We start from the raw sequence: 25,067 nt of genomic DNA on the forward strand, positions 1-25,067 counted from the left end.
TATCGTTTGCGATCACCTAAAGCCGTCCTCGGCCGCGGCCAACGACGGATCTTGCACGGAACATCGTAACGGCAAAAGTCGGCGTGCATGTTGATTAAGAATGGTTAATGCCATTCATGCACATGCTCCAACCACTCAGCAGAGCCGTCGAATTGCCCCGGGGACAAAACACCAGATGGCTCCACATCAACGCAGCCGCAGCCCCCACACCGGCCCGCCATCATCAATCCGCACATGGCTGGAATCGGCAAAGCCGAGTGAGGCCGCTGCCGCTGCGGCAGCGCGGCCTGCGGTGCCCACCTGCCCCACGGCGGCTTGCGCCTCGGGGCTCAGGAAGGACAGGTACAAGGTCTGGCGCGGCAGCAAGGCGGCGAGGTGGCTGCGCCAGGCTTCGCCGAGGCGCGCTTCGGCGGCGGCCGGGTCGCCGCTGAAGAAATGCGCGCCCAGGCCTTGCCAGAAGGGCGAGGCGCCGGACGCATCGCGGGGGCCGGCCAGTTCGATCAGGAGCTGGCGACCATAACGCTCAGGCTGGGCAGCCATGGTTTCCAGGGCTGCGCGCATCAGGCGCTGCAGAGCGGTCTGCTGCTGGGCCGCATCCAGCTCCGGCGCGCAGGCCAGATCGGCCAGCTCGCTCTCGCCCGTGTGGTCGTTGCCCAGCAGCAAGGTCGGCTGGGCGCGAAACAGGCCCAGCTCGGCGGCGGCGTGGACGATCTGGCCCAGGTGGTAGCTGTAGCGCGGCAGTGGCGCCTGGCCCAGGCGCACCACCAGACGCAGGCAGGCCAGCGGCCGCTCGTCCACCAGGTCGGCCAGCAGCAGCCATTGCTCGGCGGGGGCTTCCAGCTGCAGGGCGGCACCGGTCTGGTTGCGCCAGCCGCCCGCGCGGATGTGGGCGGCGTCTTCGGCGCGCCAGGGGCGCAGACGGCCGAAGTCAGTTGCTGCTGCGGCGCTCATGGCCGGCTCCTTTCTAAGGCTTCGGGCTGCAGCGGCGTCACCCACAGGCTTTGCCCCTCGCTCAGGCCCAGGCGTTGCACGGTTTCATGCCCGGGCGCCAGGGCCTGTGCGGCCGGTGGCAGCTCGGCCAAGACGGCGCGAAAGCCTGGCCGGGCGTTGTGAACCGCCAGGTGCCAGACCGGCTGACCCAAGGCCATGGCGTCGGCGCGCACGCTCAGCTCCCGGGCGTGGCGCACGCTGCGCAGCAGGTGCAGGCTGGCCTCGACCGTGGGGCCGCCGTCGAAGATGTCGATATAGCTGTCAGCATCGAAGCCCTCGTCCTGCAGGATGGAAAACGGCAGCTCGCCGACAGGATGCAGCTGGCCGATGGCGAACTGCGCGGCCTCGGGCAGCAGGGGCACGTAGATGGGCGACTGCGGCATCAGGTCGGCAATGAAGGACTTGCTGCGCCCGCCGGTGACGGCTTCGGCCTGCGGGTAGTCCATGTCGAAGAAGCGCCGGCCCACGGCGTCCCAGAAAGGGCTTTGCCCGGCCTCGTCGGCCAGGCCAGGGCTCTCGGCGGCGATGCGGTCGTTGAAGCGCTCCAGATGGCGCAGGATGAAGAGCAGGCGGGCGCGCGAGAGCAGCTGCGGCGCCGGGCCCTCGGCATAGTCCGGGTCGATGTAGAAGGAGGTGAGCAAGGTGTAGCCAGTCAGGTCGTGGCACAGATGCAGGGTGTGCAGACGGTGGCTCTCGCCCAGGGCGGCGCTGGCGTGGACCACGAATTCATTGCGGTAGCTGTAGAAACGGTCGTGAAAACCAGCGCTGGCGGCGATGCCGCTGCAGCCCACCACCTCGCCCCGGGCCAGGTCCTCCAGCACAAAGAGATAACGCTCTTCGCCACTGGCATCGTCGGCGCTGGCGAAGGACTCGATCGAGTGGGCGATGCGCTGGCGCAGCTGCTCGCGGTCATGCGGCAAGGAACTGATGCCGTGCTCGCTGGCGGCGGCAATGCGCTCCAGCGCCGCCAGGTCGGGCAGCGCCACCGGGCGCAAGACAAGCGCGCGCGGATCGTGCGGCTCAATGAAGTTCATGGGGGGCTCTCTCCTGCCGGGCGGCGCCAGGCCGCCGCGCGTTGGCTGCGCTCCTCGCGCGGGGTCTTGTCGAAATGGGCTTTGTAGGCGTTCGAAAAATGCGGGCCCGAGGAAAAGCCGCAGCTCAGGCCGATCTGCAGAATCGATTGGCTGCCCTGCTGCAGCAGGCGGCGCGCGCGGTTCAGACGCAGCTCCAGGTAGTAGCGCGAGGGCAGCGCGTCGAGATGCTGTTTGAACAGGCGCTCCAGTTGGCGCCGTGACACGCCCACCAGGCGCGCCACCTCCTCGGTCGGCAGGGGCTCGGCCAGATTGGCTTCCATCAGGCTCAGGGCCTCGGCCAGCTTGGGGCTGCCGCCACGCTGTTCGGCCACGGCGCGGCGCTGCCGCTCGTCGCGGCCGCGCGCGCGCTCCAGGCCCAGGGCCAGGGTCAGGTCTTGCGCCAGACGCTCGCCGTGGCGGCGGCCCAGCCAGGCGGTCATCAGATCGAGGCTGGCGCTGCCGCCGGCACAACTCATGAGCAGGCCTGAGGCATTCATCTCCCAGACCTTGTCGCTCCAGACCACGGCCGGCTGCTCTTCCTGCAAGGCCTCGATCCATTCGCTGGCCACGGTGGCACGCTCGCCGTCCAGCAGGCCGGCAGCGGCCAGCCAGGCGCTGCCGCCGTCGATGCCGGCGATGGCCATGCGCTCGGCGCCCCGCTGCGCCTGCCGGCTCAGCCAGGACAAAAGACGCTCATCGTCCAGCGCAGCCTCGCCGCTGAAGACCAGCAGGAGCTCGGCGTCCAACGCTGCGCCGCCACCTTCTTCGCCACCTTCTCCGCCTCGCATCGGCACCGTCTCGGGCGCCAGCAGCGCCAGGCCGGGCCAGGCGGGCGCTTGGCCCTCCAGCGTGAAGCAGCGCCAGTCGTAGCGGCAGGCCGTTTGCAGCGCATTGGCACGCTGCAAGGCTTCCAGCACGCCAGCCACCGACAAGAGCGCGGCGCCAGGCAGCAGCAAGAGCGCGCAGCGGCAGTGCGTGGCCGTCTCGGGGGCGAGCGCGGCCACCTGCGGCTCAGGCGCCGGCATACGGATGGAGATCGAGGTGTCGCCGTTCACGCGGTCACTGTACGGCAAGCGGCGCGTGGCACGGGCTCAGTGCCACTGAATCCAGCTCGGCACCGCCAGCAGCAGCAAGGCCAGCAGCAGGTAGGCCAGCTGCAGGGGCAGCATCCAGCGGGCCCAGCGGCTCCAGGGGATGCCCGCCAGGGCCAGCACGCCGACCGTAATCCCCGAGGTGGGGATGACCGGCGTGGTCAGCTCGCCGAACTGGAAAGCCAGGATGGCGGTCTGCCGACTCACCCCCACCAGATCGGCCAGCGGCGCCATCACCGGCATGGTCAGGGCGGCCTGGCCGGTGCCGGAGTGGATGAAGAAGTTGATCACCGACTGGATCAGAAACATCTTCTGCGCCGAGAAGATGGGGCTGCTCGATTCCACCAGGGGCACCAGGCTGTGCAACACGGTGTCGATGATGTGGCCGTCGCGCATCAGCACCACGGTGGCCTTGGCCAGGGCGATCACCAGGGCGGTGCTGACCAGGTCCTTGGCGCCTTGCATGAAGGCGGCGACGAAATCCTCGGCCGAGAGCCGCGCCACCCAACCCACGGCCAGGGCCATCACCAGGAACAGGGCCGCAATCTCCTCGATGTACCAACCGAAGCGCACCACGCCGACGATCATGGACAGCAGGGTCAGAACGAACAGGCCCAACACCAGCTTGTGGCGCGGCTGCAGGCCCTCAAACTGCTCGAAGCTGCTGAGGTCCAGGTGGCGGCGGCGCTCCTGGTCTTGTTCAAAGCAGGGGCTCAGGCGCGGATCGCGCTGCACGCGGGCGGCGTACCACATCAGAAAGGCGATGGTCACCGTGGTGAAGATCAGCCAGCAGAGCAGGCGGTAGCCCAGGCCCGAGAACATGGGCACACCGGCAATGTTCTGGGCCACGCCGACATTGAAGGGGTTGAGAAAAGCCGTGGCAAAACCGATCTGCGAGCCGACGAAAGGAATCGCCACGCCGACGATGCTGTCGTACTTCAGCGCCAGGGCCAGGGGGATGAAGATCAGCACAAAGGGAATCGCCTCCTCGGCCATGCCGAAAGTGGCACCGCCCAGGGAGAACAGCCCGACGAAGAGCGGGATCAGGCCGGCGCGCACCAGGGCCGAGTGCCGATGGGCGCGGGCCACGGACTTGATCATCGCGTCGATGGCCTCGCTGCGCTGCAGCACCGAAAAGGCGCCACCGACGATGAGCACAAAGCCGATGATCAGGGCCGCCTCTACGAAACCCTTGATCGGCGCCGTCATCAGGGCCACCAGGCCTTGCGGCTGGCTTGGGATGTGGCGGAAGGAGTCGGCCACGATCACCTTCTTGCCATCAACCAGCTCCGTCTGGTACTGGCCGCCGGGCAGCACCCAGGTGGCCAGGGCGATCAGGGCCAGCAGGGCGAACAGCAGGACAAAGGTGTTAGGGAACTTGAGGGGTTTGACGGAGGTTGCGGCGGGGTTGGCTGGGGTGATGGGCGTGGACATGGCCGGGCTCACATGGAAAGCAGCTTGCCGCTGCGGAAAGGAATGGCGCCTGCAACCTTGCAGACCCGCATGCCGGCGCTGGCATAACGCCGAGACACACGGGCAAACATCAGGCCCGCGGCGCGGGCGCAGAGCAGGCTGCGCTGCTCGCTCAAGGGCTCGATCAGCTCGGCCACGGCCTCGCCGGCGGCGACACGATCACCGGGCGCCTTGAGGAAGACCAGCACGCCGGCATGGGGCGCGACGATGGGCTCCACCGCCTCCAGCGCCGTGGCGGGACAGGCCAGGCCCTGGAGCGCGGCAGGCGGGCGATCCACGACATCGCCGGTGTCGCGCATGAACTCGATCAGGGCGGCGGCATCGGCCGCAGCCAGCTCGTGCGACACCTCGGTCTCGCCACGCAGCTCCACCGTGGCGGCCAGGCAGGCCAGGGGCACCGGCGTGGCCGGGCCGAAATGCTCGGCCAGCTCCCACCAATGGCGGGCCAGGGATTCATCGAAAGGGTCGTCCCCCGACTCGCGCGAGATCAGATAGGCCTGGGCGCCCAGGCGCGCAGCCAGCGGCGCCAGGGCCGAGGCCAGGGGCGTGCCGGTGTAGACATGGAGCACGGCCTGGTTGTCGCAGTGCAGGTCCAGCACCACATCGGCATCTAAGGCCAGGGATTGCAACAGGCGCTTGAGGGCCTCGGTCTCGGTGGCCACGGGCCGCTCGGCAAGCAGGGCCTGGGCAGCCGCGCGCACCGTCCGCACATTGGCCACGGCATCGGCGCCCAGTTGCCCCTGCAGGCGCGGCAGCAGGGCCGGGGTCAGGTGTTGATAGCCGCGGTTGAAGTTGACGCCGGTGCTGAGATCGAAGCGGCCGAAGGACGTGCCCTGCAGCTCCTGGGCCAGGCCGATGGGGTTGGCCAGGGGCAGCAGCACGATCTCGCCGGGAATATGGCCGGCCGCCTCCAGCGCCAGCAATCGATCTTTCAGGTGCTGGGCCACCAGCATGGGCGGCACCTCGTCGGCATGGAGGGAGGCCTGTATGTAGACCTTGCGGCCGCTCTGACCGGCACCAAAGTGCAGGCTGTGCAGCTGGCGGGCGCTGCCGGCATGGGCCGGCGGTAGGGCATGAAGTTGGCGGCGCATGGGGGTGTGAGTGAAGAAGTGAAAGTGCTTGGGGGAGTTGGGCGGGCATAGCCCTGCCCCGCTCGGCTGGGCGAGAGCCCAGGGCCGAGATCGAGAACGACTTGGAGGTAGACCGCGCGCGAGCCGCGCGGACTCGGCTCAAGGCATGGGGCTGATGGGCTTGTAGAAAGGCTGCTGCACCCGCACCGGCAGCACATCGAGGCGCAGATTCAGCACGGTGTAGTCCTCGCCGCCCAGGGCGCCGGTGAACCAGGCCAGGCTGTCGGGGCCTTTGTAGAGGCGGAACTCAAAACCCAGCTCGCTGTCCGGATCACTGCCCGTCGCGCTCGCTGCCGATGCCGATGCCGAAACAGGCACCGCGCGCGGGCCGGCGAAGGCCAGGCCCAGCACTTCCTGGAAGGGGCTGTCGATCAGCTGGGCCATGGCATTGGCAATCGTGTTGTCGCCCAGCATGTCCATCAGAAAGGGCTGCTGGATGACGAAGGGCTTGAAGTCCGGCGCACGCGGGTCGATCTTGAGACCCGCGCGCTTGGCGGCCGAGGGCGTGGTTTCGCCGCGGCCCAGATGGTGGCGATCACCGCGGTCGAGAAAGCTCAGGCGCACGCCGCGGATGTTGAAGGCGGACAGGCGCGCATCACGGCGGGCCTCGCCCAGGTCCACCAGCAGCACCCCGCGCGCACCGATCACCTCCAGGGCCTCGCCCTTGATCACGGCGGCGCTGTTCTCTTCCACGCCCAGGCCCAGGCGATAGCCCTCGGCCTGCATCAGGGGCAGGAGGCGGCCGATGCGGCCGCGCTTGAGGAAATGCTGGTCGATGAAGAGATGGGGGCCGACAAAGCCCAGGCCGCGGTCCACCTCCTGGCCCCGGCGAAGCTGGCCTTTGAGCACCTTGAGCGAATCCTGCGCGTCGCGGAACATGGTGCTGCTCATGATGGCCGCGCCGGCGCTGGTGCCGGCCACCACACCGCCGCGGCGGTAGAGCGCCCAGATGGCCTCGAGCATGGGCGTGGGCTGGCCGCCGGGCTGCAGGCTGTCGACGATCAGCTCCTGCGCGCCGCCCGAGAAGAACACGCCTTGCGCCGCATTCACCTTGGCCAGCAGGGCCGGGTCGCGCACGGCGGCGGCCACATCGCTGCCGGCCAGGCGCGGCGCCACGGGAATGTGCTCGGCGCGGGCGCCCTGGCGCTGCAAGGCTTCGATGATCTGGCCGGCGCTGCGCTCGGGGTTGGCCGCAGCGGTGGCGAAGACTGCAAAGCGCGCGCCGGGGCCGCCGGCCTCGTCAACGATGCGTTTCCAGACCGCGTCGTTGTCGTACTTCAGCGCGCCGCCGATGACGATGGCCGTGCCGCGCGGTGCGGCTTCAGCCGAAGTTTGCGCATGGCTGGGTGTGGCGAAGAGGCCCGTGCCGGCGAGCAGCGAGGCCAGCAGCGAGACCAGCAGAAGGCGACGGCGGCCTGCGGCGCGCGCACCGGATGCGATGGAGTGGCTTGGGGTTTGCATGGCGCCAGTCTGTCAGCGCGCGCGCCGCAAAACCAGCGGGTTGGCCCGCTGCAGCGCCTGCAAAGGGCGCAAAGCGCAAGTGCGTGTCGCATCCATGCAAGCGCGTTTCACCCCTGTTCATCGAGGTTTGCGCGCTTGCGACATGCATTTACACGCAAGCGACCGAGGCGCCAAAACCCCATAGGCAAGTCACGAGGGCCACTTCTAGAGTCCGTTCGAACCCCAGCCACCCCGGCGCCCAAGGTTGTTCGTCCCCTCACCTGTTCACCCCTTCACCTGTTCACTTCTCCTTCCTCCAAGGTTCCACCATGACGCAAGCCCGCAAGCCGCATCGACTCTTTCAACCCCAGCGCCTGGCCCAGGCCGCCATGCTGCTGCTCGGCAGTCAGCTCTTGAGCAGCGCCCAAGCCCAGGAAGCGAAACTGGAACGTGTGGAAGTCACCGGCACCAGCATCAAGCGCCTGGAGGGCGAGACCGCCTTGCCGGTGCAGACCCTCAAGCGCAGCGACATCGACAAGACCGGCGCCACCACCGCGGCCGAGATCATGAAATCCATCAGCGGCAATGCCGCCGGCCTGACGGATGGCGCCTCCATCACCGACAGCACCGGCGGCCAGCGCGGCTTCAACGGCGCGAACCTGCGCGGCATCGGCGTCTCCAGCACCCTGGTGCTGCTGAACGGCCGGCGCATGGCCAATTTCGCTTCGCCCGGCGACAACTCGGGCGTGGACCTGAACAACATCCCGGCCGGCGCCATCGAGCGCGTGGAAATCCTCAAGGACGGCGCCTCGGCCATCTACGGCACCGACGCCATCGGCGGCGTCATCAACTTCATCACCCGCAAGGACTACCGCGGCACCGATGTGAACGTCTACGCCTCGCGCACCCAAGAGGGTGGCGCCGAGAAGACCGCCGCCTCGCTGGGCGGCGGCTTCGGTGATCTGGCCAAGGACCGCTTCAATGTTTTCGGCGTGATCGACGCACAAAAGCTCGGCGCCCTGCGCAGCAGCGAGCGCGACTTCCTGAAGGAGCGCCCCCTGGCCAGCACCCTGCCCTTCTACATGAGCAGCCGCACCTTCCCCGGCAACATCCGCCTGGCCAGCCGGGCCGCCGCCCGCAAGGTGCAGCTCGATGCCCTCAACGCCGCCGGCTTCAGCTTCAATGGCAAGCCGCTGACCCAGCGCACCATCAACCTCTCGGCCCCGGCCTGCAACCCGCCGGCCACGGTCTATGCGCCCGACAACCTGTCCGAGGCCTGCAGCTTCGACTACATGCAGGACACCGAGCTCTATCCCGAATCCGAGAAGCTCGCCTTCCTGGGCCGCGGCGTCTTTCAGCTGAACGAGCAGCACCAGCTCTTCGCCGAGGTGCTGAAGAGCAAGACCACGACCCAGTACGTGGCCAGCCCCAACCCGATCGAAATCACCGCGGTGCCGACCAGCGCCATCAACCCCTTCCTGAGCAAGCCCCTGCCCTTCGGCGGCACGGTGGACATCCGTCAGCGCGTGACCGAAGCCGGCAACCGGACCAATCAAGTGACCAGCGATGCCGAGCGCCTGGTGGTGGGCGCCAGCGGCAGCCTGGCCTTGTTCGGCGGCTGGGATTACGACATCGCCCTGAACCGCGCCGTCAACCGCTCGACCGATGCCATCGAGGATGGCTACTTCCTTTACAACGAGTTCGTGGCCGGTGTGCGCACGGGCAAGATCAACCCCTTCGGCCCTTCGCCACAGGCCGGCAAGGATTTGCTGAACAGCATTCGCGTGCAGGATGAATCGCGCCGCTCCAAGGGCACGACCACCACCCTGGACTTCAAACTCAGCGGCAGCCTGGGCAAGCTGGACGGCGGCGACCTGGGCCTGGCCGTGGGCGCCGAGCTGCGCCGCGAGGTGACCGAGTTCACACCCTCGGCCTTGCTGCTGACCAACAACATCCAGGGTGACCGCAGCTCGCGCGGTGATGCGCCTGTGGCCAGCAGCAACAGCCGCAAGGTCGGCGCCGTGTTTGCCGAGCTGAACGCCCCCGTGAGCAAGACGCTGGAACTGCAAGCCGCGCTGCGCTACGACAAATACAGCGGCGTGGGCGACACCCTGAACCCCAAGCTCGGCGTGCGCTGGCAACCGAACAAGCAGCTGGTGCTGCGCGGCTCGGCCGGCACTGGCTTCCGGGCGCCCACCATCACCGAGCTGACCCGCCCGACCTCGTTTGGCAGCAGCTCGGCCTTCCTGACCGACCCGGGCTGCGTGGCCCAGGGCTTTGCCGTCGCCGACTGCACCGACCAATGGCGCGTCGAGCGCCGCAGCAACCCGAATCTCAAGCCCGAGAAGTCCAAGCAGGCCTCCTTCGGCGTGGTCTTCGAAGCCAGCAAGGACGCGACCGCCAGCCTGGACTACTGGCAGATCCGCAAGACCGATGTCATCAGCGACCTCTCGGAACAGGTGATCCTGGGCAATCTGCCCAAGTACGAGAAGGACTTCGTCAAGCGCGACGAGTTCGGTGAATTCATCGACACCATCTTGCTCAAGAAGGACAACCAGGGCGAGCTGCGCACCTCGGGCCTGGACCTGGAGTTGACCCTGCGCCAGGCCACCGAGGGCTGGGGCCGCTTCACCGCCTCGCTGAGCGGCACCTATGTGCTCAAGTACGAACGCCAGCCCGGCGCCGGCGAGCCCTTCATGAACAACGCCGGCCAGTTCCTGAGCGACCAGGTGATCCAGAAATGGCGCCATCGCCTGTCGGTGGGCTGGGATATGGGGCCTTACGGCCTGACCCTGGGCAACACCTACTACTCGGGCTACCGCGACCACAACACCGCCTTCAATCCCAACACCGACGAACTGCTGCCCGCGCGCAGCGTGCAGGCCTACTCGCTGTGGGATCTGTCGGGTTCCTGGCGCATCAACAAGCAGCTCAAGCTGCGCGCCGGCATCCAGAATCTGCTGGACACGCAGCCGCCGTTCTCCAACCAGGGCTACTACTTCCTGGCCACCTATGACCCGACCTACACCGACCCGCGCGGCCGCAACTTCTACCTCAGCCTGAACTACAGCTTCCGCTGAAACCGGGCAGCCTCAAAGCAAAGGGGCCGGGCGCATCACGCGCCCGGCCCTTTTTTCACTTCAATCGGGGCTGGCTTGTCGTTTCACTTGCTCGGCCCGTCGCCCCGCTCGGGGGCCGGGCCGGTGGCGCGGTCGGGGCCGGGCCAGGCGCTGTACAGCGGCTGGGGCATGCGCACCGGGGTCACGTCGAGGTAGAGATTGACCACGGTGAATTCCTCACCGCCCCACTCCTCGGTGCTCCAGCCATAACTGCCCTTGCCCTTGTACAGGCGGAACAGGAAACCGAGCTCGGCGACCGGGTCACCGGGCTTGGGCAGCACATCGAAGGACAGGCCTCGCACCTCGTTGCGGTTGCTGTCGATCAGATAGGTCATGGCATTGGCGATGGTGGAGTCGCCCAGCATGTCCAGATCGAAACGGTCTTCGGTGAAATAGGGCTTGAAGTCCGGCGACGTGTGGTCGTGCTTGGCACCGCGCAGCTTGATGGGCGCGGGCGTGGTCTGCCGGGTCTTGAGGTTGTAGCGGTCGCCCTGGTCCAGGAAGCTCAGGCGTGCACTGGTCACATTGAAGGCGCCCAGGGTCGGGTCGGTCTTCACATCGGTCAGGTCCACCAGCAAGGCGCCCTTGGCGCCGATCACCTCGACCTCATCGCCATGCACCACGGCGGCCGAGTTCTCTTCCACACCCAGGCCCAGCTTGTAGCCCTTGGCCATCATCAGCGGGATCATGCGGCCAAAACGGCCGCGCTTGAGGAAATGCTGGTCGACGAAGAGATCGGGGCCGACAAAACCGAGGCCACGGTCGATCTGTTTGCCCTCGGCCCACTTGCCTTTCATGATGTTGATGACGCTGGGTGCGTCACGGAACATCACCGTGCTCATGATGGCCGCACCGGCCGAGGTGCCAGCCACCACACCGCCGCGACGGTAGACGTCCCAAATGGCTTCCAGCATGGGCGTGCTGTTGCCACCCGGCATCAGCACGTCAACGATGCGCTCTTGCGAGCCGCCGGTAAAAAACACGCCACGGGCGTTCTTGACCTTGGCGATCAGGGACGGGTCGCGCACCACCTTGCTCAGGTCCACCCAACTGAACTTGGGGGCCACCGGCAGGGCCTCAGCCACGGCGCCGCGCTTTTGCAACATGTCCACCGCCGTCTTGGCGCTGGCCTCGGGGTCCTCGGCCGCCGTGCCGAAGACGACAAAACGCGCGCCCTTGCCGCCGGCCAGCTGCACGATGCGGCCCCAGACGTCTTCGTTGTCGGCCTTCAACGCCCCCCCGATGGGCACGGCATAGCCTTTGATGGCGCCCTCTCCCGCGCCCAGCGGGCCGGGGCCGGCGCTGCTGCCGGACGCGGCGCTGTTGCCTGCCGTCGAACTGGTCGGTTTGGCCGTGACCGGCGAGGGCGCATGCACGCCCTTGACCGGCGTGGTCGGCGGCGGCGGCGTGGCGCCGAGCACCGTGCCGGCGGGGCCGAAGGTGCCCGGCTTCAGGGTGTGCACCGTGCCACCCTGGGCAGATGCGCCAAGGCTGGCCGTGGCCAGGAGGCCCGCAGCCAGGGTGGAGATCAACAAATCAGAGACGTGCTTGGTGTTCATGGCCTGGGAGACTGTGTGAATGAGCCAACGCAAAAACAGAAGATTCAGGCGGGGCGATGCGAATCATGGCACGGCCGCACTCGCGGCCTTGTGCACCGGTCAGTCTGAGGCCGCCCCGAGGGCGTTTGGAACGCTATGCGAACGAACTGCACCCTGAGTTGCGCTGATGCGACTGGCGCGTGAATCCCCTATGGCCCGACAGGTCCATGCTTCCTAGACTGGTGCAAACCCCTTACATCCTGGGAGAAGTACCGATGACACCGCCCCGCGCTTGCACCCGCCCCGTTCTTCGCGCCACGGCCCTGGCGGCCCTGATGGCCTCGACCGCCGTGACCAGCCACCTGGCCCAAGCCCAGGAAGCCACCAGCACACTGAACCGTGTCGAAGTGACTGGCTCGGCGATCAAGCGCCTGGAGTCAGAAACGGCGCTGCCGGTGCAGGTGATCACCAAGGCTGACATCATCAAGGCCGGCATCACCACAGCTGCCGAACTGGTGGCCAGCATCAGCGCCGCCAGCAACAGCCTGACTGACGGAGCCTCCATCGCCATCGGTGGCTACAAAGACCAGATGGGATTCAACTCCGCCAATTTGCGTGGCCTAGGCACCTCATCCACGCTGGTTCTGTTGAACGGCCGACGCATGGCGAACTTCGCTTCGCCGGGCGATGACGCCGGCGTGGACCTGAACACCATCCCCATGGCTGCCATCCAACGCGTGGAAGTGCTGCTAGACGGCGCATCCGCTTTGTACGGGGCCGACGCCATCGGCGGCGTGGTCAACTTCATCACCAGAAAGGACTACCAAGGACTGCAACTCGATGCCTACGCAGGCGCCAGCAAAGAAGGCGGCGCAGGCAAGCGAAGTGCATCGCTGGCCGGTGGCTTCGGTGACTACGCCAAAGATGGCTTCAATGTGTTCGCGGTGCTCGATGTGCAGAAGACGGATGCGTTGAGCACCTCGCAACGCAAGTTCATTTCGGACCTGAAAGTCCCTGAGCGGCTGCCGCATCTGCTGTCCAGCTATCCGATGCCGGCCAACATTCTGCTTTCCGACGATCAATTGACGGCCTTGCAAGACCAAGGATTCAAGATCAACGGCAGGGTCCCCACATCGACCACCATCAACCTCAGTGCCCCGAACTGCAATCCCCCGCATTCGCTGAACCTGAAGGACGGCATTGGCGGCCCCGATGGCTGTACGTTCGATTACATGCGCGATGTGGAGCTGTACCCTGATTCCAAAAAACTCAGCTTTTTGAGCCGTGGCGTACTCGATCTGGGCGGCGGTCATCAAGCGTTTGCCGAACTCTCCCTGGCCAAGGCTGAGACCAACTATGTTGGCACATCAACCCGAATTCGGCTGCGTCGCGCCAACGAGTTACCGACGTCCATGATTCCCGGTCTTGATTCAGCTCTGCCTGACGAAACTGTCGAAGTACGCGCCCGTCTTTTGGAAGCCGGCCCACGAAAGTCAAACCTCGAGAGCCGTGGCGAACGTCTGGTTCTTGGGATGTCGGGCGCCTTGGCAGGATGGGACTATGACTGGGCGCTCAATCACAGCACCAACAAGGTGGCAGACCGAGATGTCAGGGGCTATCTGCTGTACCAGGAACTGATTGACGGCATCCACAAAGGCCTGATCAATGTTTTTGGTCCATCGTCGGCAGCCGGCCGCGACTACCTAGAAAAGATCCAGGTCAATGACGAAGTTCGCAGCGCCAAGGGCAGCATGAGTTCCTTCGATGCCAAAGCCTCACGCGAACTGATGCGTCTGGATGGCGGAGCGCTTGCCATTGCATTTGGCGGCGAACTCCGGCGGGAGAAAGTGGAGTCTCGCGCCTCCGAACTGCTGCTCTCGGACAACATCAACGAGGACTGGACGCCAGGTGACTCCCAGTTCGTCAAGAACTCACGCAAAGTCTGGGCCGCCTATGGCGAACTGAATGCCCCATTCACCAAACAAGTGGAATTGCAGCTGGCACTTCGCCACGATCACTACCAAAAGATCGGCGGCAGCACCAACCCGAAAATCGGCCTGCGTTACCAGCCCAGCACTGATCTTTTGCTGCGCGCCTCCGCGGGCCGGGGCTTCCGTGCTCCATCCATGAACGATCTTTACCGTCCGACCAAGTTCGGCAGTACCCAGGTCCTGCCAGACCCGGTGTACTGCGCCGATGTCAACAACGATTTTGGTCGCTGCGCCAACAACTGGGATACCCAGACCTACTCCAATCCCAACCTCAAACCTGAGCGCTCCCGTCAGTTCTCCTTGGGCATGGTGTTCGAGGCCACGCGAAACCTCAGCGTCAGCCTGGACTACTGGAACATCCAGAAGTCGGATCTGATCAGCACCATCGGTGAGGACATCATCCTGGCCAACCTCGACAAGTACGGCAAGCTGGTCCATCGCTACAACATGGATGAAGGGCTCGAGGGTTGCGACTACGACCCGGACGATTACGAAATTTGCTTCATCGAATTGCGCAAGGAGAACCGGGGCAAGCAAAGAACCTCGGGGCTCGATATCACGATGGATTTGAAGGGCCTGCGCACCGGCGTGGGCGACTTTGGAGCCAAGCTCGTGGGAACCTTGGCGCTCAAGTCAGAAAAGCAAACGGGCTATGGCGATGGTTTCGTCAGCAATTTGGGCAAGTTCGTCACCGATGGCGTGGTGCAGCGCTGGCGCCATCGCCTGACCGTTGATTGGAGCCAAGGCCCCTGGAGTTTGAGCCTGTCCAACAACTACATCAGTGCTTACGACGACCAGAACTCGGCGATTGACACCAACTCCGGCAAAGTGGTCGAGAAGAACAAAGTCAAGGCCTACTCGCTTTGGGACTTGTCTGGCGCCTGGAACGCGAGCAAGGATCTGACCTTGCGGGCCGGCATCAAGAACCTCTTTAATACCGCGCCCCCCTACTCCAACCAGGCCTATTTCTTCATCTCGGGCTACGACCCCAGCTACACCGACCCGCGTGGCCGCTTCGGTTATCTGAGCGTGCAGTACCAGTTCCGCTGAAGCGGAGCATGGGCGGGCGGGCGATCGAGAAGGTGGGCATGAAGCGCCGTCTCGGATTGCAGGCCTTGGCCGCGGCGGGGCTGTCGACCGCTGGGGTGCGCGCCCGGCCGGCTGGGGCCACGGTCGAGCCGGGTTCCGGCAACTCTCCCGCCTGGCAGGCCCTGTCCTTGGCGCGGCGGCTGCTGGAGCGGCGCGAGGAGGTGGAGCAGCAATGGCCGGGCTTGATGGCCAAACTCGGCGTGCCAGGCCTGGCCTTGCAGCTGATCCAGCATGGCGAGCTCAGCGAAGCCTGGCACCTGGGTCGGCGCGAGTTCGGCGAGGAAAGCTCGGAGCCGGTCACGGCCGGCACAGTGTTCGAATGCGCCTCCATGAGCAAGCCGGTGTTTGCCTACCTGCTGATGCAACAGGTGCAGCGCGGACGGCTGGGCCTTGATCAGCCAATTCTGGATTTCTACCCCGAGCGCTTTCAACCGCCGCAGCCCGCGCAGGCGCGCATCACCGCGCGCATGCTCTTGTGCCACCGTTCCGGCCTGCCCAATTGGCGCAGCGGCGACGAGAACCGCGGCCCCCTGCCCCTCAAGTTCATGCCCGGCGAGGGTTTTGAATATTCGGGCGAAGGCTATTTCTACTTGCAGCGCGCACTCGAGCATCTGCTGGGCGAGCCCCTGCAGACCACGGCGGAACGCGAGCTGTTCGCGCCGCTCGGCATGAGCAGCAGCAGCTTTGTGCTGACGCCGGCGCTCGAAGCCCGGCGTGCGCGCGGCCATGGCGAGGACGGCCAGCCCCTGCCCTGGAGCCGCTACGAGCGGGCCAATGCGGCCTACACCTTGCACACCACGGCGCAGGATTACGGCCGCTTTCTGGCGGCGCTCTTGCGCCCGGTACCCACGGCCAGCGCTTTGCTGAATGAAGAGTGGCGGCGCGAAATGCTGGCCGCGCAGACCGTGGCCAGCGACCGCCAGCCGCTGGAGCGGCCCGGGCGCGCCCTCGATCTGCCAGGCCAGCCGGCCAAGGCCTACTGGAGCCTGGGCTGGATCCTCAACCCCATGGCCGATGGCAGCCGCGTGATCTATCACACCGGCACGAACAGCAGTGGCTTTCGCGCCTACTGCCAGTTCAACCCTTCACAGGGCAGCGGCCTGGTCTTTCTGAGCAACAGCCTGAACGGCCACCAGCTCTGGCAGTCTCTGATCAAACGCTGGGGCGATCTTTGATCGGCGTGCAGCCCACAAGCCGCGCTGGCGCCCGTGGTCCTGCCAAGCAACCGCCGTCAGCGATCAGCCCACCCCAGCCCAGAACGGTCATTTGCCCTTGGCGCTGGCCGCCGCGGCAGCTCCAGCCGCACCAGGCAAACCGGCTTGGAATGCTTCCTTGTCCACCAGTTTGACGTTGTCTGGCAAGCGGCCGGCGTCCTTGTTCTTGCGCGGCAAATTGCTGCCAGTGGTGTACTCGGGGCGCTCATAGCTGCCTTGTGCCTGGTCTTCGGCCGCGGTGCTGGCGCAGCCACTCAGACCGATTGCAGCCAGGGCACTCAGGCTACAGAAAAAAAGGCGATTCCGTGTGCGGATCAACGTCATGGTGCAGGTCTCCCTCGAAGCTGGGGCTCGATGTGTTTGAAATTCATCGATGCCCTTGGTCAATAGCCCAGCCGAACCCAGCACCCGCCCATCCACTCGGCCACCAGGAAAGGTGAGGCCGGCAAAAGTAGCACCTGCTGAGGGTCAGCTGAGGCTGGAGTCTATGCCCAACTCACCTGCCATCCGCTGTACCAAAAGTTTGAGCTGCTCGAGCTCGCGGCTCAAACGTTGCTGCTCGGCGCGCAGATGGGCGATGTCTTCGGCTTGCTCGGGGCTGCTCGCTCCTGGGGAAAATCCGGTTTGCGCCTCGATGACCGGCTCACCGCAGAGCAGATGGGCCCAGCGCGATTCGCGGGCGCCAGGCGCACGGGCGAGCTTGACGACAAAGGCCGGACGCTTGTCCGTGGCCTCAGCCAGTTCCTCGAGAAAGCCCTCGACCGAGGACACATCGGCAAAGCGGTGCAGGCGCTCGGTGTGCAAGCGCAGCTCGGCCGTGGTCTGCGGGCCGCGCAGCATCAGCAAGGTCAGCAAGGCCAGGCCGGCGCCGGGCACGCCCAGGCCGCGCGCGCCGTTGTGCTCGAAACGCACCACGCGGCTGCCGCTGACGCTGTTGACCAGGTGCATGGCCTTGAGCTCCTCCAGCGCCAGCAGCACATCGGCCTCGCTGGCGTTCATGACCGGATCACGGGCGGTCTTCTGGTTGCAGCCCAAGGTCAGGGCGTTGAGGGACAGGGGATAACTGTCCGGCACCGTGGATTCCTTCTCCACCAGCACCGCCAGCACACGCGCCTCCAGGGCGCTCAGGGTTCGCAAAGACATGGATGTTCAGACCCCGAAACCGTCGTCGGCCTGGATGATGGCCCCGTTGATGAAATGGCTCTCGTTGGCGCAGAGCATGAGCAGGGAGGTGTCCAGATCCTGCGGCTGGCCGACGCGCTTGCGCGGCAGCAGCTCCACCAGCTTCTTGCCCTGCTCGGTGCCCCAGTGGTGGTGGTTGATCTCGGTGTCGATGTAGCCCGGGCAGATGGCGTTGACATTGATGCCGTACTTGCCCCACTCCAGCGCCATGGCGCGGGTCATGTGGATGACCGCGGCCTTGCTCATGGAGTAGACGCCGATCTGGCTCAGCACGCGCAGGCCGGCCATGGAGGCGATGTTGACGATGCGGCCGCCGATGAAGGTGCCGGGCGCCGAGCCCTGGGCACGAGCCAGCATGCGCTTGCCCACCTCCTGCGCCACGAAGAAGGCGCCGCGGACATTGGTGTCCATGACGAAGTCGTAGTCGTCGGGCGTGACCTCGGTCAGGCGCTGGGTGGTGCTGACGCCGGAGTTGTTGATCAAGATGTCGAGCGTGCCGACTTCGGTCTCGGCATGGGCCACGGCCGACTTGATGCTGTCCAGATCGGTGACATCCAGGGTCACCACATGGGCGTCGCCACCGGCGCCTTCGATTTCGCTGCGCAAGGTCTTGAGCCGCTCGGTGCGGCGGCCGGCCAACACCACACAGGCGCCGGCCTGGGCCAGGGTTCGGGCGAACTGGGCGCCCAGGCCGCTCGATGCGCCGGTCACCAGGGCCACGCGGCCCGACAAATCAATGCTGTAACTCATGGTCATCCTCTGGGAAAACTGCGGAAGAAGCGTAGCACGCGACCCCGGGGCCTACGAGGAAAACAAAGCGCCCGGCCGAGCTCTGATTGACATGCGACAAGCCGCTAGAGCCTTGCACCTAGCGGCAAGAAAAGCACGATCGTTCGTTTTATCAAAGCCCCTTATAGAATGCCGCGCAGACAAGCCAGCTCTACAGCTTCAGCCAGGACAAGAACACCATGACGACAAACCAAGAACTTCTGAGCCAGTACGGACCGCGTGAATCGATGGAATACGACGTGGTCATCGTCGGCGGCGGCCCCGGCGGCCTGGCCACCGCGATCCGGCTCAAGCAGCTGGCGGCGGCCAAGAACCAGGAGCTCTCGGTCGTGGTGCTGGAAAAAGGCTCGGAGCCGGGCGCCCACATCCTCTCGGGCGCCGTCATGGACCCACGCGCGCTGACCGAGCTGCTGCCCAACTGGAAGGAACTCGGCGCGCCGCTGAACCAGGCGGTGCAGGCCGACGAGGTGCTCTTCCTCAACGAAACCGGCGCCACCGCCACGCCGCAGTGGCTGATCCCCGGCTGCTTCCACAACGATGGCAACTACGTCATCTCGCTGGGCGCCGTCACCAAATGGCTGGGCGAACAGGCCGAGGGCCTGGGCGTGGAGATCTTCCCCGGCTTCACCGCCGCCGAAGTGGTCTACGGTGAAGACGGCAGTGTGCGCGGCGTCGCCACCGGCAATCTGGGCGTGGGCAAGGACGGCGAGCCGACCGAGAACTTCCAGCTCGGCATGGAGCTGCTGGGCAAGTACACCATCTTTGCCGAAGGCGCCCGCGGCCATCTGGGCAAGCAGCTGATCGCCAAGTTCCAGCTCGACGCCGGCAAAGACCCGCAAAGCTACGCCATCGGCATCAAGGAACTCTGGGAAGTGCCGGCCGCTCAAGCGCAGCCCGGCCTGGTGGTGCACACCGCCGGCTGGCCCATGGACGGCGACACCTACGGCGGCGGCTTCCTCTACCACCTGGAGGGCAACAAGGTCACCTTGGGCTATGTGGTCGGCCTGGACTACAAAAACCCCTGGCTCTCGCCCTTTGAAGAGATGCAGCGCTGGAAGACCCATCCCAGCATCCGCAAGCACATCGAAGGCGGCAAGCGCCTGGGCTACGGTGCCCGCGCCATCACGGCCGGAGGCCTCTTGAGCCTGCCCAAGACCGTGTTCCCCGGCGGCGCCCTGGTCGGCTGCGATGCTGGCTACCTGAACGCCGCCCGCATCAAGGGCAGCCATGCCGCCATCAAGACCGGCATGCTGGCGGCCGAAGCCGCTTTCGAGGCACTGGCCGCCGGCCGCCAGCATGACGAGCTGAGCGCCTACCCCGCCGCCTTTGAGCAAAGCTGGCTGCATGAAGAGCTGAACCAGTCGCGCAACTTCAAGCAGTGGTTCAAGAAGGGCAACACTGTCGGCACGCTGATGACCGGCATCGAGCAATGGCTGCTGCCCAAGCTGGGCATGAAGAGCCCGCCGTGGACCATCCATCGCCCCCTGCCCGATCACCTCTACCTCAAGCCCGCGGCCGAGTGCGCCAAGATCGACTACCCCAAGCCGGACGGCAAGCTGACCTTTGACCGCCTGTCCTCGGTCTTCGTGTCCAACACCAACCACGAAGAAAACCAGCCCGCCCACCTGACGCTGAAAGACGCCTCGGTGCCGGTGTCGCTGAACCTGGCCAAGTTCGCCGGCCCCGAGAGCCGCTACTGCCCGGCCGGCGTCTACGAGTTCGTCAAGACCGATGCCGGCGAGGACCGCCTGCAGATCAACGCCCAGAACTGCGTGCACTGCAAGACCTGCGACATCAAGGACCCGAGCCAGAACATCGTCTGGGTCACGCCCGAGGGCGGTGGCGGGCCCAACTACGCCGGCATGTAACAGAAAAATCGCGCCGCAAGCGGGCCCTGCACAGGGCCCGTTTTCTTTTCTGCGCCGCTTGCATACAAATTCTCACAATTGCGCGATGTGCGCTCTGCGCCCCTGGACTGCCACAGACCCCGGCCCTATCGTCCCGGCACCCGCAAACCTTGTGAAAGCAAGGGACGCAAAGCCTCCGGCCTACAGCGCACCGCCTGACAGCGCGCCACGGTAGCGGGGCTGCCAGGTGAGCGCCTAGAGATGGCGGAGCCTGGCCTCGATCCTCCCGAGGCAGATCCCTGATGCTGTACCTGGCCACATTCCCTCTGCGCGCCACCCAGCTCGCCGCCGCACTCACCCTGGCCACCTGGGCCAGCTCGGCCAGCTTCCCGGCCCAAGCCCGCCCGCCCCTGCAGCTCGACGATCTCACGCCCACGATGGCGCGCTTCGAACCGACCCCGCACACCGACCGCCTGATCGTCAAATACCGCAGCGGCGCGGTCAGCAGCAATGCCGACGGCAGCCCCAATGCGCGCAGTGCCGCGGCCATGCAGGTGGCTGCCAACCGGCAAGGCGTGCGCATGAAGCACCTGCGCCGCATGGCCAACGGCGCCCAGGTCTTCCACCTCGACCGCCGCCTGAGCCTGGCCGATGCCGGCGCCATGGCCGCCAATCTGCGCATGGGCGATGCCGCCATCGAATATGTGGAGCCCGACCGCCTGCACCACCCGACCCTGCTGCCCAACGATGCCATGCTGGCCCAGCAATGGAGCCTCAACGACAACGTGGCCGGCATCCGTGCCCCGGCCGCCTGGGACCGCAGCAACGGCACCGGTGTGACCGTGGCCGTGCTGGACACCGGCGTACGCCCCCATGCCGACCTGGCGGCCCGCCTGCTGCCAGGCTATGACTTCATCAGCAGCGCCAACTTCGCCGGCGATGGCAATGCCCGCGATGCCGATGCCAGCGACCCCGGCGACTTCACCCTTGCCAACCAGTGCGCCAGCGGCTCAAAAGCCAATAACAGCTCCTGGCACGGCACCCATGTGGCCGGCATCGCCGCCGCCAGCGGCGGCAACGGCCTGGGCGTGGCCGGCGTAGCCTATGCCGCCAAGGTGCTGCCCTTGCGCGTGCTCGGCCGCTGCGGCGGCTATGACTCGGACATCGCCGACGCCATCGTCTGGGCCGTGGGCGGCAGCGTCAGCGGCCTGCCGGTCAACCCCAACCCGGCCAAGGTGCTGAACCTGTCCCTGGGTGGCAACGGCGCCTGCAGCACCACCACCCAGAATGCCATCAACACCGCGAGAGCCAAGGGCGCCGTGGTCGTGGTGGCGGCCGGCAACAGCAAGGTCGACGCCGCAGGCAGTTCGCCCGCCAACTGCAGCGGCGTGATCGTGGTGGCCGCCACCGGCAAGACCGGCGGCCGCGCCAGCTACTCCAACTTCGGCAGCAAGGTGAGCCTGGCCGCCCCGGGCGGCGACGGCAGCTTCGGCATCCTCTCCACCTGGAACGCCGGCACTACCACGCCCGGCGCCGACAACTACGGCTCGATGATGGGCACCTCCATGGCCACGCCGGTGGTCAGCGGTGTCGCCGCCCTGATGCTGGCGGCCAACCCCAAGCTGACACCGGATCAGGTGACCAGCCTCCTCAAGAGCAGCGCCCGCGCCTTCCCGGCCGCCTGCAGCGGCTGCGGCAGTGGCCTGGTCGATGCCAATGCCGCGGTGCTGGCCGCCGTGGCGGCCAAGACCAGCGCGCCGGCCCCTGCGCCCGCACCAACCCCGGCGCCGGCACCCGCCCCGGCCCCGACACCGGCGCCCAAGCCAGCCCCGGTGCCCGCACCCACCCCCGCACCGAAGCCGGCACCGGCCCCCTCGCCCATCCCGGCATTGCTCAAGCTCAGTGACAAAGAGCCCAACGAGACCATCGCCACGGCTCAAGCTGTTGCCAGCCTGCCCGCCCAGGTGGCCGGCAGCATCAGCAGCACCAGTGACAACGACTACTTCAAGTTCACCCTGCCGGCCGGCAAGACGGTCACCGCCGTGCTGAGCGCCAGCAACTCGGCCTCAGGCTTCGGCGTCGGTGTCTACATGAGCACGGGTCAGACCGTGCTGCTGTCCAATGGCATCGTCGGCGCCAGCCAGCAGCTCAAGATCAGCAACCCCGGCGGCAGTGCCGTGACCCTGGTGCTGCGTGTGATGCGCAGTGCGGGCACGACCGGTGCGTACACCTTGAAGATGACGCTCTGACGCACCAGCGCACTCGCGTCATCCTCGACTCGAGACCGAGCCGCTCTGCCCCTGGCAGTGCGGTTTTCGGCCTTGCTGCGCGAAGCACGCACGCAGCTCAGAGCATGGCTGCAGCGCGAGCCCGCCCCCTGCGAAACACCCACACAAACAGCAGCGCCGCTGGCACCGTCAGCGCCAGCTCTGCCAGCAAGGTCAGGCGGCCGCCGAACTGCGCAAACACCCAGCCGTACAGCGCCGTGGTCCAGCCGATCGGGGTGTTGGAGAGCGAGGCCATGAGGTTGTACTTGGTGGCGGCAGCGCCCTTGCCGATGGCTTCCAGCGTCACGGCCGAGAAACCGGCGTAGCACAGGCCGGTGATCAGGGAGTAGAGGCTGGTCCAGAGCACGAAATGCCACTCGGTGTGCGGCGCCACGGCCATGGCCACGCTGGCGCCGGCCAGCAGCAGGCCGAAGATCACATAGGCCATCTGCCGGTTCATGCGGTCACAGACATAACCCCCAATCAAACAGCCCAGGGCGGAAAGCAGGCCGGCCACCGTGCCGGTGACCAGGGCCACGGTGTTGGCCGAGGCCTGCCACTCGGTCGCCATGATGGAGTACATATTTGCCATCGAGCCGGTGCCCAGCGGCAGGAAGACCAGCAGCATGGCCAAGGCGCCGTTGCGCGAGCGGACCACGGACCAAAGATCGGCCCAGGTTTCACGCAAGCGCTGGCCGATGCGCGCCGGTGTCGCGCCCTCGGCTTGATCGGCGGCCTGCTCGGCGGCCGGCTCGCTGCCCTCAGACACCCAGAAAATCGGCCAGGCACAGAGCACGCACAGGCCCGCCAGGGCCGCTGCGCCCATCTGGGGCGAGAGCCCACCGGACTGGATCAGCCACAGGGCCGCTCCGCCGCCCAGGCCGCCACCGCCGAGATTGCCGGCCTGGAACCAGCCCGCCGCGCGGCCCTTGGCATGCTCGGGCGTCTGATGCGCCATCAGGCTGTCCACCGCCATGGCCAGAAAGGTGGAAGCCGTGCCCATCACCAGCACCCAGATCGTCAGCCGGGTCATGGAGGCGGCATTCAGCGGGCTGCTGCCCACCAGCAGCATGGACAGCACGATGCCCACCAGGCCCAGCACATACCAGGTCTTGCGGCTCAGGCTCAGGTCCACCACCGGGGCCCAGAGGAACTTCCAGGTCTGCGGCAGATAGGCCAGGGCCAGCAGGCCGGCCACCGACTCGGCCCCCACCTGGGCCTGGGTCAGCAGATAGGCCAGGCAGACCGCGGTGTAGCCGGTGGTCGCGCCGAACGGCGCGATCAGGAACATGAAGAACGAAGGGTGAAGGGTGCGGCGCTCGGAATCAAGCAAGGTCTTGGCAGCGGTGCTCATCGGATGGGTCGGTCAGCAAGGGTGAACACAGGCTGAACCGTCCGTCGAGCGGGAGCGCCACAGCTTCCAAGCCAGCACCCTAACACCCGGCACCGCCCCAGCGGCTCCGGACTGACCCTGCGTTTCCCCGGCCCCTGAGCCCAGGACCGCCCGTCAGCGCAGCATCGCGTGCAGCCGCGCTTTCACCGCCGGCCACTCCTGGTCCAGCACCGAGAAGTAGACGGTGTCGCGCACGCGGCCGGTGTCGGTCAGGGTGTGGCGCCGCAAGATGCCCTCTTGCTGCGCGCCAATGCGGGCGATGGCAGCGCGCGATTTGGCATTGAGCGCATCGGTCTTGAGCTCCACCCGCCAGGCGCCCAGGGTCTCGAAGGCATGGGTCAGCAGCAAGGTCTTGGCTTCGGTGTTGGCGCCGCTGCGCTGCCAGGCGCGGCCCAGCCAGGTCCAGCCGATCTCCAGTCTATGGTCGCGCGGTGAGATATTGCCGAAGCGGGTGCAGCCGATCACCCGGTCCTCGGCCAGGGAGCGGATGGCAAAGGGCAGCGAGCTGCCGCGCGCCTGCTCCTGCAGTGCCGTCTCCACGTACGCCCGCATCTGCGCTTCGCTGCGCACCTGGGTGGGCACCCACTGCCAGAGCTCGGGGTCCAGGCCCACGGCACACAAGCCCGGCAGGTGTTGATCGAGGTCCAGAGGCTCCAGACAGACCACGCGGCCTTGCAGGCGCACCGGCTGAATCTGCATCGGGGCGATGTCCGGCGGCACTGGGACTTGAAGTTGTTGCGGTTCAGCTTGCATCTGCTGTGTCAGTGGGTGGGTTGATCGGTGTCTCACAGGCCCAGCCGGTCCATCCAGGCCGCCAGCTCTTGCTCGCGCGGCTGGCCGCCCTCGCTCCAGGCGGCGCGGATGCGCTGGCGCTCGGCCGCGCTGCGGTTCTGGCTCAGCTTGAACTTGGCCTCCCAGCGCCGGATGTGCAGGCGAAAGCCGACGATGGCGCCCAGCAAGCGCTGCTGATAGTCGGGTGAGAGGTCGCGCCATTGCTCGGCATAGGCCGGCTCGTGCGATGCGATCAGGCGCTTGAGCAGCGCATCCTTGGACTCGGCTTCGTCCACCAGTTCCAGCTCACCGTAGACATGCACGGCCATGTAGTTCCAGGTTGGCACGTTCTGCAGGCTGTCGTAGTGGCGCGGCGAGACATAGGCGCCGGGGCCGCTGAACACCGCCAGCACCTGCGGGCCTCCTGCCTGCAGCAGCCCGGCCAGCCAGGCCCAGTGCGGGTTGGCGCGGGCCATATGGCCTTCCAGACACCAGGCCGGCTGGCCCTGCGCGTCGGCGGGAAGCTCCAGCAGGCTCAGCGGCAGATGGCTGCCAAAGCTCTCGCCCTGGGCATCGGGGCCGACCAAGAGGGCCAGGGGCTGCTCGGCCATGAAGCGGCGGGCGTGGGCGAACTCTTCGCAGCGGAAATGGGCAGGTTGGTACATGGCGC

18 protein-coding genes and 1 riboswitch are annotated in these 25,067 nt (G+C 66.6%); of the genes, 5 read left to right on the plus strand and 13 right to left on the minus strand.

Annotation, left to right across the window (positions count from 1 at the left end):
• Positions 1-186: 186 nt before the first annotated feature.
• From OOB33_RS18970 to OOB33_RS18995, 6 genes are all read right to left on the minus strand, one after another.
• The gene (locus tag OOB33_RS18970; RefSeq protein ID WP_271009791.1) at positions 187-951 is read right to left on the minus strand and encodes an arginine N-succinyltransferase; all 765 of its coding nucleotides are present in this window, start codon (positions 949-951) and stop codon (positions 187-189) included.
• A complete protein-coding gene (locus OOB33_RS18975; RefSeq protein WP_271009792.1) occupies positions 948-2,024 on the minus strand; it encodes an arginine N-succinyltransferase in 1,077 nt (358 codons plus the stop codon). Before OOB33_RS18975 ends, OOB33_RS18970 begins: the two co-directional genes overlap by 4 nt.
• Complete coding sequence (locus OOB33_RS18980; protein WP_271009793.1) at positions 2,021-3,118, minus strand: GlxA family transcriptional regulator; 1,098 nt, start codon at positions 3,116-3,118, stop codon at positions 2,021-2,023. Before OOB33_RS18980 ends, OOB33_RS18975 begins: the two co-directional genes overlap by 4 nt.
• 36 nt (positions 3,119-3,154) lie before the next feature.
• The gene (locus tag OOB33_RS18985; RefSeq protein ID WP_102767127.1) at positions 3,155-4,588 is read right to left on the minus strand and encodes a YfcC family protein; all 1,434 of its coding nucleotides are present in this window, start codon (positions 4,586-4,588) and stop codon (positions 3,155-3,157) included.
• A gap of 8 nt (positions 4,589-4,596) precedes the next feature.
• Positions 4,597-5,718 (minus strand): succinylglutamate desuccinylase/aspartoacylase family protein, encoded by a 1,122-nt coding sequence (locus tag OOB33_RS18990; RefSeq protein ID WP_271009794.1) that lies wholly within the window; start codon positions 5,716-5,718, stop codon positions 4,597-4,599.
• 138 nt (positions 5,719-5,856) lie between these two features.
• A complete protein-coding gene (locus OOB33_RS18995; RefSeq protein ID WP_271009795.1) occupies positions 5,857-7,218 on the minus strand; it encodes a cyanophycinase in 1,362 nt (453 codons plus the stop codon).
• A 308-nt stretch (positions 7,219-7,526) separates the two neighbouring features.
• Here OOB33_RS18995 and OOB33_RS19000 point away from each other — a divergent pair, with 308 nt between their 5' ends.
• Positions 7,527-10,277: a TonB-dependent receptor gene (locus OOB33_RS19000; protein ID WP_271009796.1), complete on the plus strand. Its 2,751-nt coding sequence runs from the start codon at positions 7,527-7,529 to the stop codon at positions 10,275-10,277.
• 83 nt (positions 10,278-10,360) lie between these two features.
• On the opposite strand, the gene OOB33_RS19005 is transcribed toward OOB33_RS19000, so the two are convergent.
• Complete coding sequence (locus tag OOB33_RS19005; RefSeq protein ID WP_171826012.1) at positions 10,361-11,875, minus strand: cyanophycinase; 1,515 nt, start codon at positions 11,873-11,875, stop codon at positions 10,361-10,363.
• Positions 11,876-12,129: 254 nt separating this feature from the next.
• Here OOB33_RS19005 and OOB33_RS19010 point away from each other — a divergent pair, with 254 nt between their 5' ends.
• Both OOB33_RS19010 and OOB33_RS19015 read left to right on the plus strand, forming a co-directional pair.
• Positions 12,130-14,895: a TonB-dependent receptor gene (locus OOB33_RS19010; protein ID WP_102767132.1), complete on the plus strand. Its 2,766-nt coding sequence runs from the start codon at positions 12,130-12,132 to the stop codon at positions 14,893-14,895.
• Between the two features lie 38 nt (positions 14,896-14,933).
• The gene (locus tag OOB33_RS19015) at positions 14,934-16,109 is read left to right on the plus strand and encodes a serine hydrolase domain-containing protein (RefSeq protein WP_271009797.1); all 1,176 of its coding nucleotides are present in this window, start codon (positions 14,934-14,936) and stop codon (positions 16,107-16,109) included.
• A gap of 87 nt (positions 16,110-16,196) precedes the next feature.
• Here the strand turns inward: OOB33_RS19015 and OOB33_RS19020 are convergent, their stop codons facing one another.
• From OOB33_RS19020 to OOB33_RS19030, 3 genes are all read right to left on the minus strand, one after another.
• Positions 16,197-16,472 carry a hypothetical protein gene (locus tag OOB33_RS19020; RefSeq protein WP_271009798.1) on the minus strand — a complete coding sequence of 92 codons (276 nt, stop codon included), beginning with the start codon at positions 16,470-16,472 and terminating at the stop codon, positions 16,197-16,199.
• 144 nt (positions 16,473-16,616) lie between these two features.
• Positions 16,617-17,291 (minus strand): YceH family protein, encoded by a 675-nt coding sequence (locus OOB33_RS19025; protein WP_165794509.1) that lies wholly within the window; start codon positions 17,289-17,291, stop codon positions 16,617-16,619.
• Positions 17,292-17,297: 6 nt separating this feature from the next.
• The gene (locus OOB33_RS19030; protein WP_102769501.1) at positions 17,298-18,080 is read right to left on the minus strand and encodes an SDR family oxidoreductase; all 783 of its coding nucleotides are present in this window, start codon (positions 18,078-18,080) and stop codon (positions 17,298-17,300) included.
• Between the two features lie 218 nt (positions 18,081-18,298).
• Here OOB33_RS19030 and OOB33_RS19035 point away from each other — a divergent pair, with 218 nt between their 5' ends.
• Both OOB33_RS19035 and OOB33_RS19040 read left to right on the plus strand, forming a co-directional pair.
• The gene (locus OOB33_RS19035) at positions 18,299-19,987 is read left to right on the plus strand and encodes an electron transfer flavoprotein-ubiquinone oxidoreductase (protein WP_271009799.1); all 1,689 of its coding nucleotides are present in this window, start codon (positions 18,299-18,301) and stop codon (positions 19,985-19,987) included.
• Between the two features lie 131 nt (positions 19,988-20,118).
• A riboswitch (cyclic di-GMP riboswitch) is annotated at positions 20,119-20,214 on the plus strand.
• A gap of 54 nt (positions 20,215-20,268) precedes the next feature.
• Complete coding sequence (locus OOB33_RS19040; RefSeq protein ID WP_271009800.1) at positions 20,269-22,215, plus strand: S8 family peptidase; 1,947 nt, start codon at positions 20,269-20,271, stop codon at positions 22,213-22,215.
• A 97-nt stretch (positions 22,216-22,312) separates the two neighbouring features.
• Here OOB33_RS19040 and OOB33_RS19045 read toward each other — a convergent pair whose 3' ends face one another.
• From OOB33_RS19045 to OOB33_RS19055, 3 genes are all read right to left on the minus strand, one after another.
• Positions 22,313-23,587 (minus strand): MFS transporter, encoded by a 1,275-nt coding sequence (locus OOB33_RS19045; protein WP_271009801.1) that lies wholly within the window; start codon positions 23,585-23,587, stop codon positions 22,313-22,315.
• A 153-nt stretch (positions 23,588-23,740) separates the two neighbouring features.
• On the minus strand, positions 23,741-24,325 hold the full coding sequence (locus OOB33_RS19050; RefSeq protein WP_271009802.1) for a GNAT family N-acetyltransferase: 585 nt from the start codon (positions 24,323-24,325) through the stop codon (positions 23,741-23,743).
• Positions 24,326-24,411: 86 nt separating this feature from the next.
• Entirely contained in the window at positions 24,412-25,062 is a 651-nt protein-coding gene (locus OOB33_RS19055) for an FMN-binding negative transcriptional regulator (protein WP_271009803.1), read from the minus strand.
• Positions 25,063-25,067: the final 5 nt, after the last annotated feature.

The sequence above is a fragment of the Paucibacter sp. B51 genome, from assembly GCF_027863535.1.
In the GTDB taxonomy this organism is placed as follows: Bacteria; Pseudomonadota; Gammaproteobacteria; order Burkholderiales; family Burkholderiaceae_C; genus Paucibacter_A; species Paucibacter_A aquatilis.